Below are 17914 nucleotides of genomic sequence, written 5' to 3'. Positions count from 1 at the left end.
ATCGGAAGGTATCCGGACATGGGCCAAGCCTCACCCCGGCCGGCAACCCGCTCAGACAAGCCACACGCAGCAGCGCCCGGTCAGGACCAGACAGGGCGGCCCGTCCAACATCCATGTCGCACACGCTCACGGCAGGCACGCCGCCGATTCGCTGAGGCCGCGCAGACTGGACCCACGGAAGTATTAGCCCTGTAGGAGGTGTGGCCGTGGCCAGGAGACCCGGCGACAGGCGACGGCCGGCCGCGCCGTGTGACCCGCCTACTGGTCACGGGGGCGTTTCCGATGCGAGCACCGGGTTCACAGGCTGAATCGACCCAGTCTGTGAGGCTTCGCGTACCCCGGCGTGTCGTGTCCATGTGCGAACGCACGAAAGGTATTCGGTCGGGTGCGGTCAAGGGGCAGGCCAGATCGCCTTGCCTGCGCCGGGGCGCCGCCCTTGCAGCAACCTCACTGACACAGCCTCAGCCCGATACCGGTCCCGTTTGCACTGATGGAGTGATTCACCGGCCATGGAAGCCCTCACAGCCGGTGAGTCAGCTGTCGGCGGCGATGATCAGGGGAGCGAATTTCTGGGGCGACGGTCGATGCCTCACGAAGGTGAACGATTGCGGCCGGTCAGGCCAGAAGGGGCGGCTGCGGCTGTGGAGGAACGTGAGCGGCGGCCTGGCAGGAAGGTGGTGGACCGGTCGGAGGGCTTCGGTGAGCGGCTCCTCGGTCTGCTGTTGGACCGTGCGCATGCGATGCCGCCGCAGTTGATCGCTCCGATGATCGCGGAGGAGGTGGCCGGCATCGGTGGCCGCGACGTCTCGATCCTCCTGCAGGACTACGGGCGCGAACTGCTGGTGCCACTGCCGGGCCAGAGACTCCTTGTCGGCGAGCCCCAGGAGATCGCTGACTCTCCGGCCGGTACGGCGTTCTTGCGGGCCACCCCAGTCGAGGTCTGGCAGGCGGACGGCGTGCGGATGTATCTGCCGTTGCTGGACGGCAGCGACGCAGTGGGCGTGCTGGCCCTGACCCTGGACGCCGTCGATGACGACGACCGGCGGCTGCTGCGCCGTCTGGCGAGTCTGGTCGCGGACATTCTGGTCACCAAGCATGCTTATACCGACCGGTTCTTCCAGGCCCGCCGCCGCGAACCGATGAGTGTGGCCGCGGAGATGCAGTGGTCCCTGCTGCCACCGCTGACCATGTCCGTGCCACAGGTCGCTGTAGGCGGAGCGGTCGAGCCCGCATACGACATCGCCGGCGACAGCTTCGACTTCGCCCTCAATGACAACATCCTGCACGCGGCGGTCATCGACGCGATGGGCCACGGACTGGACGCCGCCACGATGGCGACCGTCGCCGTCGGCGCCTACCGGCATGCCAGACGCGCTGGCATCGGCCTGGCCGAGAAGTACCGGTACATGGACCAGGCCATCGCCGAACAGTTCGGAGCCGACCACTTCGTCACTGCACAGATGATGCGCCTGGACATCACCACCGGCCTGTTCCAATGGGTCAACGCGGGCCACCCCGTACCCCTACTGATCCGGGAAAAGCAGGTGATCCGCCAGCTGGAAGGCCCGACCACCCTGCCCGTCGGCCTCGGCGGTACATGCCCCTCCATCAGCCACCTCCAGCTCCAACGGGGCGACCGGGTGCTGTGCTACACCGACGGGGTGATCGAGGAACGGGACGCACACGGACAACCATTCGGCGAGCAACGGCTCATCCGCTGCGTCAACCAACTCGAACACAGGGAAGGAGGAATGCGGGCCGAGGCGCTCCAGCTCTCCCAAGCTCTCAAACAGGAGCGCGGCGGGTCCACCAGTGATGACGCAACCCTCTTCCTGATCGAATGGCGCGGGGAAGCCGCCGACCACCTCACCGCCCTGCAGAAGTGAAGATTTTCTCAGGCATTGCGCACGGCCTGCTCGATGTCGTTGCGGTCAAGGCCCTCATTCTTCGCGTACTGCGTGATCGCTTCCTGCAGATCGCGCTCGAGGTCACGCCACGCCCGCCATGCCGTCTCGTAGGTCGTCGTTTGCGCCTCGCTCCACGGCTCAGTGGCCGGTGGCCCCAATCGCTGGCGCAGTTCCATGACCCGCACGTGCGCCTCGTCCGTTGCGCGCCGCATGCCGACCAGCTCTTCCAGGGTGTCTGCCACGCCCGAACCCTAGAACGCCACAACCGGGCGCGCCTGCGCGAAACCGGACGGATCGGTGGTCACGCAGCGCTCTTTACACGGCGGTGTCCGGCCCGGGCGAGCGCGTCGATGAGCTCGTCCCGGCTCATCTTGGAGCGGCCTGCGATGTCCTGCTCGGTGGCCCGCTGGTACAAGTCCCTCTTGGTCAACCGCCATAGCTCGCTCCTGCTCCCTCCCTGGCCGCGGGTTGTCGCCGACGCGCGGGCTGCCTTCGGCGGGGCCTTCTTGGTGGCGGTCTTCCTCTCCGCCTCCGGCTTGCGCACGTTGCGGGCGGCGGTCTTCTTCTGCCGCGGCTCGGGCGGCTCCTTCTCCCGGGCGCCTTGGGCCTGGTCGAGGCTGCCCTGCAGGAGTTCCATCAGGTCGACGACGTTGGTGGCCTGCGGTGCCTCCTCCGCCGCTGCGATCTCCTGGCCCTCGGCCTTCGCCCGCACCAGCTCCCGCACCTTCTCCTGGTAGGTGTCGTGATACCGGGCCGGATCCCACGGCGCGCCCAGAGCGTCGATCAGCTGGATCGCCATGTCCCGCTCCTTGCCCTTGCCGGCACGGCCGGAGGGCAGTTCGGGTAGCTCCTGCCCGGGATCGCGGACCTCGTCCGCCCAGTGGAGCGTCTGCAGCACCAGGAGCTTGTCCTCGGCACGCAGCGCGGTCAGGTACTGCTTGCCACGCATCACGAACGTGGCGATGCCGGCCTTGCCCGCCTCCGCCAGCGCCGCCCGCAGCAGCTCATAGACCTTCGTGTACTCCTTGCCGCGAGGGGCGATGTAGTACGTGCGGTCGAAGTAGACCGGCTCGACGTCACCCAGGTCGACGAAGTCGCTGATGTCGATGGTCTGGGAGCGCCCGGGCGCGATCTCGTCCAGTTCGTCGGGCTCGACGACGACGCACTCGCCTTCGGCCACCTCGAAGCCCTTGACGATGTCCTCGGCCGGCACTTCCTTGCCGGTACGTTCGTTGACCCGCCGGTTGCGGACCCGGTCGGCACTGCCACGCTGCAACTGGTGAAAGTGGACCGTGTGGTCCCCGACCGCGGTGTACAGGCCGACCGGCACGCTGACCAGCCCGAAGGTGATCACACCCGTCCAGATCGCACGTGCCATGACCGCCCACTCCCATCCTGCCTTTCAGTCAGCGCACCAGGCGCAGCTGCTCCTGCTGACCACGCTGGCACTCCTGCATGCACGGCGCGCGCTGGGAGCAGGCGAGCGGAGTAGGAGCATGCAGCCGGGCAGGAGGCCGGCAGTGGATCTACGGATCCGGGAGCCGACATCTATCTGACGGGGCCGGTCAGACGTTCTACCTCTTGGGCAGCCTCCTGCGCCGCCCGTTCGGCCCGGGTCACAGCGTCAGCCGCCGCCTGGCACCCGTTCCTCGGCTTCCTGCTGTTCGTGTTCGGACCGCTGAAACTCCTCGCGTGCCTTTCGCAGCTGCTCCTCGGCAGCGCTCACCTGCTGGCGGGCCTGGGCATGCCGGTCGCGTGTCTGTTGCAGCGATGCGTCAGCGTCCGCTTGTTCGGCGCGCTGCCTGCGAAGCCGCTGATCGGCCGTCGTGACAGTCTTGCGGGCCTGGGCGAGCTGTTCCTGCCTCTGGCGGCGCCGCTCGGCGAGTTCGCCCTTCGCTCCCGTCCGCGAAGACCGCCGCGGCGCAGTCGGCGCTCGTGCCGGCTTCTGCGCTGCGTCGGTTGTCGCGGCGGTGCCGGACGGAAAGTCTGCCGGCGGGGTGAGTGCGCTCTCCAGGCGTCCGGCGGCCCACTGGTCTGCCGCGTCCTGATCGGCGAGCACGGCGCGCAGGGTGGATGCGAGACCCTGCTGCGCTGCATCCGACAGCCGGTGCCCGGCTTCACGGGCAAGTGCGGCAGCTTTCCGGACAGGGCCGAGACGATACTGCTGCGCTGGTCAGACAGCTCTTTGATCCCGTCGGCATCCAGGGTTCGGTAAGCCTCGCGCAGCGCCCGTCCGAGCTCCAGGAACCGCTGGCTCTCTGCCGGTTGCGAGCGCAGCAGCAGGTTCGCTGCCCAGGCCGCGAGCGTGGGGCGGCGGGCGGCATGGATCAGACGGGCATCCTCCACACGCCCGTCCGCCTTGGCCTCGGCAGCAAGCTCCTCACGGCGGGAGACGAAAGCGGACGGCGGCGTGGCGTAGAGCTCGTCCACAAGTCCCTCTACGTCGTGCCTTCCGCTTCCCCGCGCATCCTTACGCTGCATGATCATCAGACTCCATCGAGCCGGGCTCCCGCGCACCTCGTGCCCCCACCAGCGCGGCAGGAGCAGGCCCGTGTCGGGGACGTCGCCTGCTCCGCAATGGCTTCAGTCTGCGCCGATGGGCGGAGCCAGCGGGGGTTCCTCCCCCAGAGTCCAGAGTCGGGATGCCCCCACTCTTCGCTGCGCTTGCGCCGCCCGCAAACGCAGAGCCGGGGGCGACCAGTACCCGCAGATCACCCGCCTGGTCCGCACGCTCGACTGCATGAAGCGCCTCCGACCCGGTGGCGCATGGGCGAGGGCCAGGTGCCCGGCTCCGCATCGGCAGCGGCAAGAACCACGTCGGCTATCACCTTGCCCTCCACCAGTACTTCGTCACCAACAACCGGCCCGCCCCCCGCTTCCTCATACTCGACCAGCCGACCCAGCCCTACTACCCCTCCGACATGACCAAAGCGCGCGGGCGACTGAAAGACATCACCATCGGCGAAGACCGCGTGACAGCCACCCGTCTATTCCAGCTCATGCACCAGGTCGCCACCGAGCTCTCCCCGAACTTCCAGATGATCGTCAGCGACCACGCCGACCTACCCCACTACTGGTACCAGGAATCGCGGGGAAGTGGCACGGACGAGGACCGGAAGACTGCCTGACTGCCTGTACGGCGGTGCCGGCCCACCGACCGCGGGGGTGACCCCGGCTGCAGGGTTGGAGGCTGCCGGACCCGATGACGGCGCGTCCCGCCCTGGTGCCTGGTGAAGATCGGCGGCTGCCCAGGCGCCCAGAGCGGGGCGGGGCGGCATATCGAGTGTGACGGCGATGATGCGGCCTTGGGCCAACCGTGACAGCTGAGAGCGAGCGTGCGATGTCGACGCGCTCTGCTGTCGGCTGAACGAGCTCCCTCTCGCGATCAGGCGACGAGACTCATCGCCGAGGACGTCGCCCCGGCCAAGCCTGACGTCATCGATCTGATGCTTCGCGCTGTCCAAACGAACTATTTTGGATATACGCCGCAATTTCCGGAGTACGTCATGATCGTCATCCTGGGGCTCATCATCCTGATCGCCGCGGTTGTCGTCGCCGTGGCCGGCATTGTCACCAACGGCGGCATCGCTCACCAGCTCACCGACGGCTTCTCGGTATTCGGGTATCACGTGACCAGTTCCACCGGCATGCTGTTCCTCTACGGCATCGTCGTCGGGGCGCTGGCTATGGTCGGACTGAGCCTGATCGTGGCCGCCGTGCGCCGCCCGACCGTGGATGATCGCGAAGACGCGATCGGCCAACGCGAGACCCCCCGCGCGGAGACCGCGTACGACCGACCCCACGACGGGCGCCCTCGCTCCTCAGCCAGTGGCGGGCGGGGCAGGTGGCATTTCTTCGGGCACCGATCCGCCCCTCGATAGCCCCAGACCGGGAGCCATCAGTACGTCCTCCGAAGGAGAAGCTGCCGCTACGCCGGCACCGGCCCAGGGCGGTTCGTTGCAGCGTCGGTGTGCCAGCACGTGCGGACCGTCGCACGATAGGAGGCATGGTTGCTGCACCGATAGTCGTGCACCGGCCCTCGGCAGCTGGCGGTCGGCGCGTCACTGCGTACCGGAAGATCCTCGGCCTCGCACATGACGATCAGGAGCTGATCGAGTTCCTCCAGCGCGCCGGGCTGCCGGACGCGGAGACCCTCATCGACGACCCTGGAATGGTCGAGTGGCAAGGAGGCCGTGCGCATCAGTGGGACGCGGCCTGATGCACGTGCTCGAACCGCTCCACGTCGACGGCCGGGGACGTCTTCGGTTCGCCCTTCTGCCGGACCGCGTCCCCGTAGCGGGCCAGCTGCCGCAGGGTGGCGTCGGCGCTCTCGAAACACGACCGTCAGGCGCACAGGTCCTCGGGGTGGCTTCGTGCATCACCAGCAGCTCCCTGCGGCCCGCGATGCCCTCCCGCGTGCACGGGTAAAACGGCAACCCCGCATCTCCATCGCAACGCTTTGAACGCGCACACGCCTCCGGAAGCGCGCGAGAATTGGAGAGGCACACCACACCGACTCCGATGAAAGGAAGAGGAGGATGGGCAAAACAGCGGAGAGCCCGCAACAGGAGGAAACCCGTTTGCGCGACGGCGCTGGTCTGCACCTGCACACGCTGCACCCTTCGGTGCCGGTTCCATACCTCACGAAGGAGGAAGTGGCGAGCACCGCCCGAAGTGCGACGGCACGACTGCCCGGTAAGGCGCCGGCCTGGCCTGGGTCACGGCCCGCCTCACCGGCCGCGGACGCCGGTGACCTCGGATGGAAGACACCCGCTGAAGCCCTCAACGAACACCTACTCTTGACTCAAGAAGCCGGTGTTGCGACAACCGATTGAGTCCGGGCATGTGTCCAAACAGATGGCGAAGCACAAGACCGATGAGCCACGGCCCCCGATGGAGGTGTCCCTCGATCAGCGCGACGTCCCCTGGCTCGAAGGGCGACTCTGGGGCCTCGCTGAGGAGATCTCTGAGACTCTCGATGAAACCGCGCACCGTACCCGCTACGTCAACGCGCTCACCCGGGGGAAGAAGCGCTTCACGCCCCAGAATATCGACGAACTGAGGCGTCTCGTTGAGGAGGACCTGAGGCTGCACCGGGCAGAGCTGTCCGACGGTTACCAGGCCGCGTACGACGAGATCAGCCGCGGCCTTGACCTTCCCTCGAAGGTCACCACCACCACATCAGCATCGGTACGCCGCTCTATCGCTCACCAGATCCAGCGCGATCTACTCAGGGGCTGACGCGCTAAGCCGTTCTCATAAACGACCGTTTCTGCGAAGCGAACCGACCGTCAGGCGAGGGGTGGCCGCAGGGCCTTCAAGGTTCGGTCGGAGCGGTCCGGTACTGAGGCGCCTTGGCGCTTCCGGGCGAGAATTGCGCTGACCGTCTTGCCGCCGGACGGCCGGCGGGTGACCGAGGCGGTGTGGGCGAGGCCGTTGACCATGGGCCAGCCGAAGCCTCCGGTGCCGCCGTTGAGGTCAGGGGTGCGCATGCGCGGCGCCTGCGGGCTGTGGTCATGCACGGCCACCGCGATGCTGTCCGGGTGCACGGTCAGGTCCAGGGTCCAGCTGCCGCCGCCCTGGCGCAGGGCGTTGGTGACGAGCTCCGAGACGACCAAGACCACGGTGTCGGCGACCTCGGCTGGGATCGGATCTACGAGACCCGCGAGGAAGTCCCGGGCGCTGTCGCGTGCGACGGCGACGGACGTCGGATCGCGCGGGTACGACAGTGACGCTCATCGTGTCCATCAGGTCACCCTGGCCTCTGCATCGTCATGCCCGGTTGTCTGCGCGGTGCTTGTGCCCGGCCTGTGGTCCGCCAACCCCTGTTTCATCGCCGTTCGAGTTCGATTACCTCATTGTCGAACACGCGAAAATCTATGGTGGCTGGAGTAGACATTGGGTGGTGGCCTGGTTATGGTTTCTCTCGTACCCAGGAAGTCAGCAGGGCCTGGCAGAGACGAACTGCCGGGCAGCAGTACCCGCAGTTGCAGTTGGCAGGACGGTGCGGTGGCGGAGTTTCGAAGCCAGGGTTGTCGCAGGACGGCGACGGGACTGGCGACCGGACCGGGTGGCCCGCAGTGATCAGGGGCCGCCGTGAGCAGTACCGCAGTTGACGCAGTACCCGTAACTGCAGGACGCAGTACCCAGCAGTGAAGTCAGTGAGCAGCACCTCGGTGAAGGCGTCGACTGCGGACGCGCGCACCGGGAAGTTCGGCAGTGGGTTCTAAGCCAGAGCAGACGCAGGACGGGCGACGGGGCTGACTGCCGAAGGTGGCGCTGTCACAGGCCGCTGAGCAGTTCGCAGTACCAGAAGTACGCAGTTGATCACCGAGGAAGAACGGAGGAGCCAGGCGCCATCAGGATCGCCCGGGCGGAAGTCTTGAGCCCGGGTACCGCAGGACATCGATAGTGAGGTGGTCTCCGGTCAAGCAACCGCGATCCCCGCACCCCCGACAGCCTTCCCGTCGGGTCAGCGGAAACAGAACGCCGGCGCAGTACCAGGGCCGGCAGATGGTGTAGCAGTTCCTTCGGGGCCCTGGTGTCGTACGACACCAGGGCCCCTCAAGCGTGTTCCACAGAGAGGTGCAATGACAGCAGACGACACCTTCGGCCGTCTCGACGACGACGACTACCCCGCCTACACCATGGGCCGGGCCGCCGAGATGCTCGGCACCACCCAGGGCTTCCTCCGCGCCATCGGCGAAGCCCGCCTGATCACCCCGCTCCGCTCCGCGGGCGGGCACCGCCGCTACTCCCGCTACCAACTGCGCATCGCCGCCCGGGCCCGGGAGCTCGTCGACCGCGGGACCCCGATCGAGGCCGCCTGCCGCATCGTCATCCTCGAAGACCAGCTCGAAGAAGCCCAGCGCATCAACGCCGAATACCGTCGCGCCGCCGAGTCTTCCGCTCCGTCGGCCTCAGCCTGAGACAGCGAAGACCTGCAACTACCCAAGTGCTTCGGGGCTGGCGCCCGCACATACTGCCCGGGACGCTCCGGCGTCCCGGGCAACGTCGTCTTCACCATGGCTCCGGCCCCGCCCGGAGCCCGGCTGTCACGCCGAGGCTTCGGCGGCCTCTCCCTGCGGGGTGCGCGGGCCGTGCACCGTCGTCCAACCCTCCCTGGCGCTGGAAGGGCACGGACCGTTTACGCGGCAGGGGTGAGTGCGGCGCGGCCGAACAGCAGCGCGTAGCCGGTGGGGAGCTGGTGCAGCATGCGGGTAATGAGGTCGGGGCCGGCGTGGGCGGCGACGGCCGCGAAGACGGAGCCAGTGTCCCACCGGGTCGTGGCCAGGGAGGCGCAGGAGCGGGCGGCGAGGTCCTTGACGAAGGCCCATCCGGTCAGCGGCTGTGTGTCGGGGATCTGCGCGGTCAGGACACGTGCGGCCTCCAGGGGCAGGCAGGCGGCCAGGTCGACGCGTTCGTCGCCGGTCAGCTGGCGCCCCAGCCCCGAAAGGACCAGGCGGACGGCTTCCTCGGCTCTCTCGCGGGTGGGGTAGGCGCCTTCGTAGCGGACCTTCTCCAGCATCTGCTCATATGCCGTCCCGTACGGTTGCTGGTGCTCAAGCGGTACGCGTACGTCGCTGATCACTGCGGTGCATGCCTTTCGTCAAGCCAGAGTGGGGCGGTGCCGGTGTGTGGCACCGAGGTATGGGGTCAGGTGGGCTGAGGGCGACCGAAAAGGAGGTCGTAGCCGGCGGGGAGCTGGAGCAGGATCTGCCACAGCAGGTCATCGCCGACCGTGTCGGCGACCGTCGACAGGACGGCGCTGACGTCCCAGGTCGCGGTCTGCTCGGTGGCGCCCTCGATCCAGGCTGCGGTCGCCCGGACGAACCGCTCCGGGGGCAGCGGCTCGGCGCTCTGCAGAGGGTTGAGCAGGATCAGGGCGAAGCCCTCCGGCAGGCGTGCCGCGAGCTGGGCGCGGACCTCGCCGATCAGATGCGCGCCGAGCAGGGCGAGCAACACACGGGCCGCGCGCTCGGCTTCCTCCGCAGTGCCGTGCTCGCCGCGTTCCTTCACATGGTCGAGGAACGCTTCGCGTCGCAGAGTCATCTCGGCCGCCGCCCCTTCTTGTTCTTCGGACTGCCCACGGGGTGCGGAGGGCGGGTGAGGGGGAGATCAGATGCCCGTCCTCCGCACCTGTCCGGCCGGTGTCAGCCGGAGATCTCCTTGTGGCCGGTTGCGACGCCGATGGAGATCTTGCGGGGCTTGGCACGCTCGGCGATCGGGATCCGCAGGGTCAGCACGCCCGCGTCGTAGTCGGCCTTGATGTGCTCGGTGTCGAGGGTGTCGGCCAGCACGATCTGGCGGGAGAAGACGCCCAGCGGCCGCTCGGACAGCTCCATCTGTACGTCGTCGGCCTTCGCCACCGGCCTGCGCTCGGCCTTGACCGTCAGCATGTTCCGCTCGACGTCGATGTCGATCGCGTCCGCGGTGACGCCGGGAAGCCTGCGCCGCACGGTCGAGGTAGTGCAGCGCCAGTTCATGTCGTAGCACTCCGACGTCGTACCACTTGTTGGCTCTGTACATGTCGAGGAGCAGCGTTTCTACAGCAGTTCGGGAGGCACTTCGGCGTCCGGCGCCGAGCTGTTGTTCACGACGATGGACAGCACCGCCTACCGCCGGGGAAGCGCTTTGCCGTCTGCGCCGCCATCGGAGCCCGAGTGGCCGAGGGCAAAAGCGCTGGCTACGGGCCAGGCGATCGGTGGCGCAGCATCGACGCCGTCGCGCGGGCCGCGTCCGACGGCCACTGCCCACTCCCCGAAGCACCTCCCTATCTCGGCTGACACCTCCACCCGCCAGACCCTCGGTGCGCAGGTCAGGAAGGGGAAGCGGCGCTGCTGTCACCGCCGTCGCCGCTGTCGTGGGTGCGGGGTGCGCGGTCGTCCAGGGTGATGGTGACGAGCGGGCCGTCGTCGGGGGAGAGGGACGCGAGGCTGTCGCTGATGCGTTGGTAGACGGCGCTGGCGAGTTCCCGGTCGCCGTCGCCTTCGGTGGCGGTGCGCCGGAGGGTCGCCAGACTGATGAGGACGGCGATGAGGGACCGGCCCGAGATGTCCGCCGCGATCCGGTTCTCGCTCTGGTCGGCGATGTGCGGAGGCATCCGGAAGTGCGGGTGCCGACCGGCCCAGCCGGACAGGAGCTCCCAGAGATCGCGGTGGCACACCAGGACAGCGGACGAGAGCCCCGCGGCCTGCTCCAGCACCTTGCTGTGGTCCGCATCGGCCACGGGCCGCTCCCGCCCGTCGGCCTCCTCGTCATCCTGTGCGGGCGGGAGGCGTTCGGCGAGGTTGGCGACCTCTGCGCGAAGGGCGGCGATCTGATCGCCCAGGTCCGCGACAGCGGAGGATGTGTCATCAGTCTCCGTACGGGGCGGTGCGGCGATCAGCGGCGCGAGTTCCTGTGCCAGCACCTCGCGTACGGCTTCGGCCATCTGGTCCCGCGTCAGGGGCGCTTCCTTCTCAGGCCCGGCCTCGTCTTCGGGCCTGGTTTCAGCCGCGGGCACGGCGGACTCGTCCGCGTCGCCTGCCGGGGCAGACTTTTCCGCGGCCGCTGGAGGAACGTCAGCAGCGGGGCTGTCCATCCGCTGCTCCGGTACCGCGTTCAGCAAGGGCGTTCCGGCGTGAACGGTGTCGGCGGCCGCCGTGTTGTGCCCGCTGTACTCTCCGGACGCGATCACGACCGGGACCGGTGCGGAGGCCGTAACGGTCTGTGACATGTCGGCGAGGGCGGCCTGCATGCCTTCTACGAGCTGCCTCAGCCGCCGCAGTTCGTCAGCGGTGGCCTCGTCCCGGCCCGAGTACGACAGAGGCAGCAGGTCTTTCGTGTTCTGCAGGGCCTTGGTCATCGAGGAGATTTCCCTGGCGACGCGGGTGTGGGCCGCCTCGTTGTTCTTCTTCACCTCGTCGAGCCCCCGGTCGAGGGTCTCGCTCAGCGTGTTCCCGGTGTGCAGCATCGCCTGGTGCAGCATGGTCAGGCCGCTGGAGACGTCCTCGCGCTCCCCGTTGCCACCCGCGTTGTCCCCATCCTTCTTACCGAAAATCACGCCACCCTCACTTTACGTAGGCATACAGTTACATGGGTACTCTCCCGCGCGGCCGCCCCCCGTACAGCCGATTCCCCCACTCCTGGAGTGAATGGCCGGATCTCGCCAACGGCCTGATATTTACTGACGGTTCAGCGCCCGCCGGGCGGGGGTAGGGGCAAGCCACCGTCGCCTGCCTCGTCGCCACCACCCCACGCGGCGGCCCGCAGGCGCCGCTCACGGAGCCGCTCGCCGTGCTGCGGGAGGCGGCCCGAACGGCGGGCGTCGCCCTGAGAGGGCGGTATGCAAGGTTTTGCCTGATATCTGACTCTGTCGTGGGATTGGCATGCAGGTCAGGGCTGTTAACGAGCGCCGGTTGCATGGCGAGGACGAACAAATCGACTCGGGTTCGGCCTGGTGGGCGTGTTGCGGCGGCCGGTGCCCCTGGGGCATGGATCGAGTCAGAGGGCTGTCCCAGCCCGGGCTCTGCGACATACTGCGGTCATGAGTGGAGAGGAATCGGCGCGGCTGGCGAGAGCCCTCATCGAGTTCCGTGAGGCCGAAGGCATCTCGGAGCGTGAACTCGCGCGCCGCACCTGGCTGAGTGAGGCGACCATCAGGACCTTCGAACGCGACCGTGGGGACCTGCCCACCCCGACCGTTGCCCGAAGCTTCGAGGAAGCCCTCGCCTGGGCTCCGGGCAGCATCAAAACCACGCCGTCCGAGGCGATGGGCCGTGAGCCATCGGCCGACTCGGCCATGGACCTCGAGTAGGCGCGCTGGTCAGGGCTGACTTCCGGGCGATTGCGGTCGTGGCCTGGTGAACAGTCCCGGCTCGGTTTCGGCCAGGATTCCGCGCCTGGTCAAACGCTTCAGTTTGATGCGGACGTTGTTGATGTTGTTCGGTGCGAGGTTCAGGTCCATTGCCTCGCACACGTTGCGCGCTCGCAAGGGGGCGTCGGCTTCGGCGAACACGGCCATGATCCGCTGGTAGGCGGGGCCGTCCGGCAGGGCCGCAGCCGGCTCTGCCAGTGCCAGGGGCGCCTCGTCGGTCAGTTCCAGGAGCGTTTTGCGGGTGATCGTGATGTGTTCGGCTGCCTGGGCGAGTCCGTCCAGCAGCGTGGTCAGCTGCGCGATCTGCTCGTGAGCGGCCTCCGCTTCCACGGCGATCTGCCGCTCGCGGACCTCCAGGCGGGCCAGCAGGGCGCCGAGGGTCTGCTGTGGGTCGCCGCTCACGCGCCGCGCCAGGACGGGGTGGAGGTGCCCGTCAGCCGACGGGCCATCACGTCGCTTATCGCCCAGTACACCCGTGACTCGGCCGAGGCCGGGCGGTGTTCGTAGTCGCGGACCAGCCTGCGGTGGAGCATCAAGATCCCGTTGGTCTGCTCGACTCTCCAGCGGATCGGTTGCGGGACGAAGCCGCGGTCGGCCGGGTTGCGCTCGACGATCTCCACCGCGATGCCCAGGCCGGCGCCGTGGTCGACCACGGTCTTCTTGAACCCCTGGTCCACCAGGGCCTTCGTCACCGTGGAGGTCCCGGTGGCGACCTTGTCCAGCAGCGCGGTGCCGAAGACGTTGTCGTGTACGGAGGCGGCCAGTACCACCACGGCGATCACCAGGCCCAGCACGTCAACGGCCAGCCCGCGCTTGCGGCCCGGTACCTTCTTGGCGGCGTCCCGTCCGGTCGTGGCCGCGGGTACCCCGGCGGCGGCATGCAGGCTCTGGGTGTCGAGCACTACCAGGCTCGGGTCGGCTAATCGTCCCCGGCTCTCACGCACCTGCCAGCGCAGCAGGTCATGGATGACCTCGTCGGTACCGTCGTCGCGCCATTTGTAGAAGTAGTACTTCACCGCGCCAGGCGGTGGCAGGTCGTGGGGCAGGTAGTCCCATTGGCAGCCGGTCCGGGACTGGTACAGGAGCGCGTTGACGATCTCTCGCATCTCGTAGTTGCCCTGGTGACCGCTGACGGACGGGTGTTTCGCCTTCCACGCAGTGGTCACCGGCTCGATCAGCGCCCAGCGTTCGTCGGATAAGTCGCTCTTATAGGGCTTGCGGTCGCTCACCCTGTCACTCCAGCACGGCCAAGCCCGTCGACCGGCCGGGAGTCCCCGCAGTCACACGATCAGGCGACACCGAACCGGACATCAGGTCACTTACCGCCCTCTGAAAACTGCCGCAGACGGGGTGTAGCCATCATGGATCGCTATCAGCTGACCCTGACTATCGGAGCCCGGACCATCATGCGCGGCTGGTGGCCCGACCTACCAACCGCCGAACGGAAGTACCTCCGATGGATCGGCGAGCGCGGCAGCGTCAAGGGCGCCCGGGTCACCCTCGCCGACGAAGCGGCCGACGGGCGCCCGCGGAAGTCGTGGCCGTCGGCCTGACCCAGCCCGGCTGCCATACCGTTCGTAGGAACGAAACATCAAGAACGCCAAGGCCGCTGTGGCCGGATCAACGGGCGCGGCTGGGCGCTGTCGAGCCGCCGCCGGGCTCGGCCACGGCGAGATGATCCACTACACCGGATGCCGCTCCATCCAGGCGTGCACCGCCTGCTCCACCGCGTCCTGCATCCGGATGTCGCGGGCAATGCAGCGGACCTTGAAAGCCCTGTGCAGATTGGCCGGGAGGGACGTTCCGAACGGCACTCGTCTACTCGGCACCGGAGCGAGAGCGTCAGACGGACTGGCGGGAGTGGTCGGGGAAGCGGGGGCTGTCCGGAGGCCTGGCCGGAGGTGAAGCGTACGAGTGCCTCGTACGACTCGGAGTTCGTCATGTGCTGGTAACGAACCGGGCAGCTTCGCGGTAGCGCCGGTGTCTGCCTGGTCAATGGGTTGTTCCTCCCCAGATGTTCGACGCCCGGGCTGGACGGACCGCACTGGTCGACGCCGGCGGTCGTCTCTGCTGATCGCGTTGCACTCGGTCAGGGCCGCCCCGGTACCTTGTCCACCGGCTGGGCCTGTTTCACCACCGGTGATCAGCTTTTCACCCCAGCCTCCTGTGCCCCGGATCAGTGCTCTGGCCCGGGACACAACCGTGTCTTCGCTGGCAGCGCGGTCCGGTCCGGCACTCTGTGCCCATGACCGACGTCTTCGAGCACACCCCGCAGGTCTGGAATGCCGCGCAGCTTCGCGACGCGCTCAAGGACCTGCCCGATGCCGCGCCCATCCACATCGGCGTGGCAGGCGACCCCGGCGACTTCGACGGAAACCGGGACTTCGTCCTCGTGGACGCTCATCAGGTGGAGAACTGGTGGCCGGCCACCTCCACAGCGCCGGAACGTACCCAGACAGCGGACGCACTGACGCTGTTCGCCGACTGGCAGCCGGGCGCCTACGACCGTCTGGACTGAACCGGAACCCACTGCGGCGCCTCGCCCGGGCCGTTTTTCGGAATAGACCTACGTAAACGCCCTCTCAGAGGGCTCTACCTTTTTGACTGGGTTGGTCCTCCCACTCGTAAGGTGAGGGCACCCAGGGGAGCCGGGTGTGGCTATCAGAGGGCTGTCGACTCGTGGCTGGAAACGCTTCGCCGCCCGGCTTCCCACGACGACTCGGCCGCCGATTAGGAAGTGCGAACAAGTCGCTGCGTAGAGCAATGCCGGCGAGGTCGTCCGTGGCACGAACAGCACGAACAGCACGAACACGCACGTCAGGAGCATGATGAGCCGGATATGGGCGGGGATCGACAGCGGGAAGGGTCACCATCACGGTCTCGCACTGGATGCCGACGGCAAGACGCTGCTGTCGCGGCGTGTCGCCAACGATGAGCCCGAGCTGCTGAAGCTGATCGGTGACGTCCTCGACCTCGCCGACGGCCACGAGGTCACCTGGGCGATCGACATGACCGGCGGGGAACCCGCGCTGCTGCTGGCCCTGCTGGTCAACCACGGCCAGGAGGTCCTCTACATCCCTGGCCGCCTGGTGAACCGGGCGTCCGACGGTTACCGCGGCGAGGGCAAGACCGATGCCCGCGACGCCTACGTGATCGCCGACCAGGCCAGGATGCGCCGAGACCTGCGGCCCATCCGCCCCGGAGACGAGGCCGCCCTTGAACTGCGGCTGCTGACCGGCCGCCGCGCAGACCTGGTCGAGGACCGCACCCGCGTGGTGAACCGCCTGCGCGGCACCCTGTTGAGCATGTTCCCGGCCCTGGAACGGGCTCTGGACGTGACCAACACCGGCCCGCTCAAACTGCTGACGGGCTACCAGACTGCGGCCGCGATCCGCCGCGCCGGGGCCGCGCGGCTGACCAGGTGGCTGGCCAACCGCAAGGTCCGAAACGCAAGCTCCCTTGCTGAAAAGGCAGTTGAGGCCGCCGAGCGCCAGCACACAGCTGTCCCCGGGGAGAAGACCATCGCGAAGCTGGTCCACACCCTGGCAGAGGAGGTGATGGCCCTCAACGAGCAGATCTCCGAGATGGACAAGCTCATCGAGGGCCGGTTTCGCGAGCACGAACTCGCCGACATCGTCCTGAGCGTCCCGGGCATCGGCGCTGTGCTCGGTGCAGAGTTCGTCGCCGCCGTCGGCGGCAGCCTGGACGACTTCGGCTCCCCGGACGCCCTGGCGGCCTTCGCCGGTGTCGCCCCCGCACCCCGCGACTCGGGCAAGGTCAGCGGCAACCTCCACCGACCGCTCACCTACCACCGACGTCTCCAGCGCGTCTTCTACACCTCCGCACTCGTCAGCGTCCGCTGCGACCCCAACTCCCGGAAGTTCTACGACCGCAAACGCGCCGAGGGGAAGAAACACGTCCAAGCCGTGCTCGCCCTCGCCCGCCGACGCGTCAACGTCATGTGGGCCTTGATCCGTGACCGACGGTGCTACGAGATCACACCCCCAGTGACCACGATCGCTTGACAACAACATTAGGAAGCGTTTAGGGATGGCTTGTGGTGCTAAGTCGCCCCTGCGGCCAACGATCTTCGGGCTGATTCACACCTTACGTGCGCCTTCACGGCCTTCCGGGCGCCGACCTGTGTGCCCGTTTAATCCGCTTCTCGGCACTGGATTCCGTCTGGTTTAGTAATGGGGCGGAAGATTCCCGCCAGTGCGGAGCTTCCAGCATTTCAGGCTGTGCCGGTTGGTGATGAATACGGCAAAGCGGGTCGAAATACCCATCCCGAATCAACATCAAATGCCCACTCAGACCATGTGAGAGCCGGCCTGCGTTCCGGTCGCGGGCTTTACCGGGCCGCCGCTCGGCGCTTCCCCGTCCCCGGCCTTGGCGGTTGGGGACGGCTCGGGGGAGGCTGGAGAGGGGTTCAGGAGGTCGTCATGCGAGTCCAGGACATCCGGATCGGCGAGACCTACCAGGTCAAGGTCCCCCAGCGACTGCCGCCGACTCTCCGTCACCGTATCCCCCGCACCCATGCCGATTTCGCCACCGACATGCGGCTGAACCTGCGCCGCGGCGACCGCTTCGACCTCACCGTCACCGGTATCGACCCCGAGGGCGCCACCGTCGACGGCTACGAGGCCACCACCACCAACCGGGTCACCCTGAGCCTCACCGCCGACCAGACCGTACTTCTGGACCTCCCCGCCGGCCCCGAGTACGAGATCGACGGCTTCGTCACCGACACCGACGGCAACGAGGTCACCCTCCCCGCCGCCATCACCTACACCGCCCTGCCCGCCGTCTGGCTGCATCCCCTCGAAGAACCCATTCCCCTCGCCCCCAGCACCGCCCGGTTCTACCGCGCCCGGGTACAGGAACAGGCCACCGGGATGACGGTCCAGGACGTTGCTCGCGCCGCTGAGGACGCACAGGAATACCAGCGCGACATCGCCGGGCAGGCACTGGACAGCTACCGAGCCGAGGAATGGCTCCGCACCGCCGAAGTGGAACACCAGGAATGGCGACGGATCTCAGCACTCATGACAGACAAGGCAATGAAGACGTACATCCCGCAGAACGACCCGCAAGGAATGACACCCCACTCCTGAGAAGCACGCTCCCGTGCCCCTGACCCTCGCGGCTG

The 17914-nt window shown here is 67.8% G+C and carries 19 protein-coding genes and 3 pseudogenes; 11 read left to right on the top strand and 11 right to left on the bottom strand.

Annotated features, from left to right (window positions below):
• The first annotated feature begins 641 nt into the window (after positions 1-641).
• A complete protein-coding gene (locus OH735_RS30970) occupies positions 642-1886 on the top strand; it encodes a PP2C family protein-serine/threonine phosphatase (RefSeq protein ID WP_406384986.1) in 1245 nt (414 codons plus the stop codon).
• Between the two features lie 8 nt (positions 1887-1894).
• Here OH735_RS30970 and OH735_RS30965 read toward each other — a convergent pair whose 3' ends face one another.
• From OH735_RS30965 to OH735_RS30955, 3 genes and pseudogenes are all read right to left on the bottom strand, one after another.
• Complete coding sequence (locus OH735_RS30965; RefSeq protein WP_406384985.1) at positions 1895-2149, bottom strand: hypothetical protein; 255 nt, start codon at positions 2147-2149, stop codon at positions 1895-1897.
• Positions 2150-2208: 59 nt separating this feature from the next.
• Positions 2209-3285: a Ku protein gene (locus OH735_RS30960; protein WP_406384984.1), complete on the bottom strand. Its 1077-nt coding sequence runs from the start codon at positions 3283-3285 to the stop codon at positions 2209-2211.
• 170 nt (positions 3286-3455) lie between these two features.
• Positions 3456-4388 (bottom strand): annotated as a pseudogene (locus OH735_RS30955) (hypothetical protein).
• 278 nt (positions 4389-4666) lie between these two features.
• Here OH735_RS30955 and OH735_RS30950 point away from each other — a divergent pair.
• The 4 genes from OH735_RS30950 (at position 4667) to OH735_RS30935 (ending at position 7148) form a co-directional block, all read left to right on the top strand.
• Entirely contained in the window at positions 4667-5035 is a 369-nt protein-coding gene (locus OH735_RS30950; RefSeq protein WP_406384983.1) for a DUF3732 domain-containing protein, read from the top strand.
• Between the two features lie 378 nt (positions 5036-5413).
• Complete coding sequence (locus OH735_RS30945) at positions 5414-5788, top strand: hypothetical protein (RefSeq protein ID WP_406384982.1); 375 nt, start codon at positions 5414-5416, stop codon at positions 5786-5788.
• Positions 5789-5913: 125 nt separating this feature from the next.
• Complete coding sequence (locus OH735_RS30940; protein ID WP_406384981.1) at positions 5914-6126, top strand: hypothetical protein; 213 nt, start codon at positions 5914-5916, stop codon at positions 6124-6126.
• Positions 6127-6725: 599 nt separating this feature from the next.
• Complete coding sequence (locus tag OH735_RS30935) at positions 6726-7148, top strand: hypothetical protein (protein ID WP_406384980.1); 423 nt, start codon at positions 6726-6728, stop codon at positions 7146-7148.
• 122 nt (positions 7149-7270) lie between these two features.
• Here OH735_RS30935 and OH735_RS30930 read toward each other — a convergent pair.
• Positions 7271-7655 (bottom strand): annotated as a pseudogene (locus tag OH735_RS30930) (ATP-binding protein); the annotation flags it as partial.
• Between the two features lie 842 nt (positions 7656-8497).
• Between OH735_RS30930 and OH735_RS30925 the strand changes: the two are divergent.
• Entirely contained in the window at positions 8498-8836 is a 339-nt protein-coding gene (locus OH735_RS30925) for a MerR family transcriptional regulator (RefSeq protein WP_366730956.1), read from the top strand.
• Between the two features lie 218 nt (positions 8837-9054).
• On the opposite strand, the gene OH735_RS30920 is transcribed toward OH735_RS30925, so the two are convergent.
• The 4 genes and pseudogenes from OH735_RS30920 to OH735_RS30905 form a co-directional block, all read right to left on the bottom strand.
• Positions 9055-9498, bottom strand: a complete 444-nt coding sequence (locus tag OH735_RS30920; protein WP_406384979.1) for a DUF2267 domain-containing protein — start codon at positions 9496-9498, stop codon at positions 9055-9057.
• Positions 9499-9563: 65 nt separating this feature from the next.
• On the bottom strand, positions 9564-9959 hold the full coding sequence (locus tag OH735_RS30915) for a DUF2267 domain-containing protein (protein WP_406384978.1): 396 nt from the start codon (positions 9957-9959) through the stop codon (positions 9564-9566).
• Positions 9960-10060: 101 nt separating this feature from the next.
• A pseudogene (locus OH735_RS30910) lies at positions 10061-10354 on the bottom strand (Hsp20/alpha crystallin family protein); the annotation flags it as partial.
• Positions 10355-10725: 371 nt separating this feature from the next.
• Positions 10726-11952 (bottom strand): hypothetical protein, encoded by a 1227-nt coding sequence (locus tag OH735_RS30905; protein WP_406384977.1) that lies wholly within the window; start codon positions 11950-11952, stop codon positions 10726-10728.
• 483 nt (positions 11953-12435) lie between these two features.
• Here OH735_RS30905 and OH735_RS30900 point away from each other — a divergent pair, with 483 nt between their 5' ends.
• Positions 12436-12705, top strand: a complete 270-nt coding sequence (locus tag OH735_RS30900) for a multiprotein-bridging factor 1 family protein (protein ID WP_406384976.1) — start codon at positions 12436-12438, stop codon at positions 12703-12705.
• A gap of 9 nt (positions 12706-12714) precedes the next feature.
• Here OH735_RS30900 and OH735_RS30895 read toward each other — a convergent pair whose 3' ends face one another.
• On the bottom strand, positions 12715-13167 hold the full coding sequence (locus OH735_RS30895; RefSeq protein WP_406384975.1) for a hypothetical protein: 453 nt from the start codon (positions 13165-13167) through the stop codon (positions 12715-12717).
• Positions 13164-13994 (bottom strand): IS5 family transposase, encoded by an 831-nt coding sequence (locus OH735_RS30890; protein ID WP_406384974.1) that lies wholly within the window; start codon positions 13992-13994, stop codon positions 13164-13166. The genes OH735_RS30895 and OH735_RS30890 overlap by 4 nt, the downstream gene beginning before the upstream one ends.
• Positions 13995-14126: 132 nt before the next feature.
• Here OH735_RS30890 and OH735_RS30885 point away from each other — a divergent pair, with 132 nt between their 5' ends.
• Entirely contained in the window at positions 14127-14318 is a 192-nt protein-coding gene (locus OH735_RS30885; protein WP_406384973.1) for a hypothetical protein, read from the top strand.
• 129 nt (positions 14319-14447) lie between these two features.
• Here OH735_RS30885 and OH735_RS30880 read toward each other — a convergent pair whose 3' ends face one another.
• A complete protein-coding gene (locus tag OH735_RS30880) occupies positions 14448-14579 on the bottom strand; it encodes a hypothetical protein (protein WP_406384972.1) in 132 nt (43 codons plus the stop codon).
• 431 nt (positions 14580-15010) lie between these two features.
• On the opposite strand from OH735_RS30880, the gene OH735_RS30875 reads away from it, so the two are divergent.
• From OH735_RS30875 to OH735_RS30865, 3 genes are all read left to right on the top strand, one after another.
• Entirely contained in the window at positions 15011-15283 is a 273-nt protein-coding gene (locus OH735_RS30875) for a DUF6225 family protein (RefSeq protein ID WP_406384971.1), read from the top strand.
• 310 nt (positions 15284-15593) lie between these two features.
• On the top strand, positions 15594-16790 hold the full coding sequence (locus OH735_RS30870) for an IS110 family transposase (protein ID WP_406386819.1): 1197 nt from the start codon (positions 15594-15596) through the stop codon (positions 16788-16790).
• Between the two features lie 417 nt (positions 16791-17207).
• The gene (locus tag OH735_RS30865) at positions 17208-17879 is read left to right on the top strand and encodes a hypothetical protein (protein WP_406384970.1); all 672 of its coding nucleotides are present in this window, start codon (positions 17208-17210) and stop codon (positions 17877-17879) included.
• Positions 17880-17914: the final 35 nt, after the last annotated feature.

This window comes from Streptomyces sp. NBC_01618 (assembly GCF_045209435.1).
GTDB lineage: Bacteria > Actinomycetota > Actinomycetes > Streptomycetales > Streptomycetaceae > Streptomyces.
This window is presented reverse-complemented; position numbering and strand designations above follow the sequence as displayed.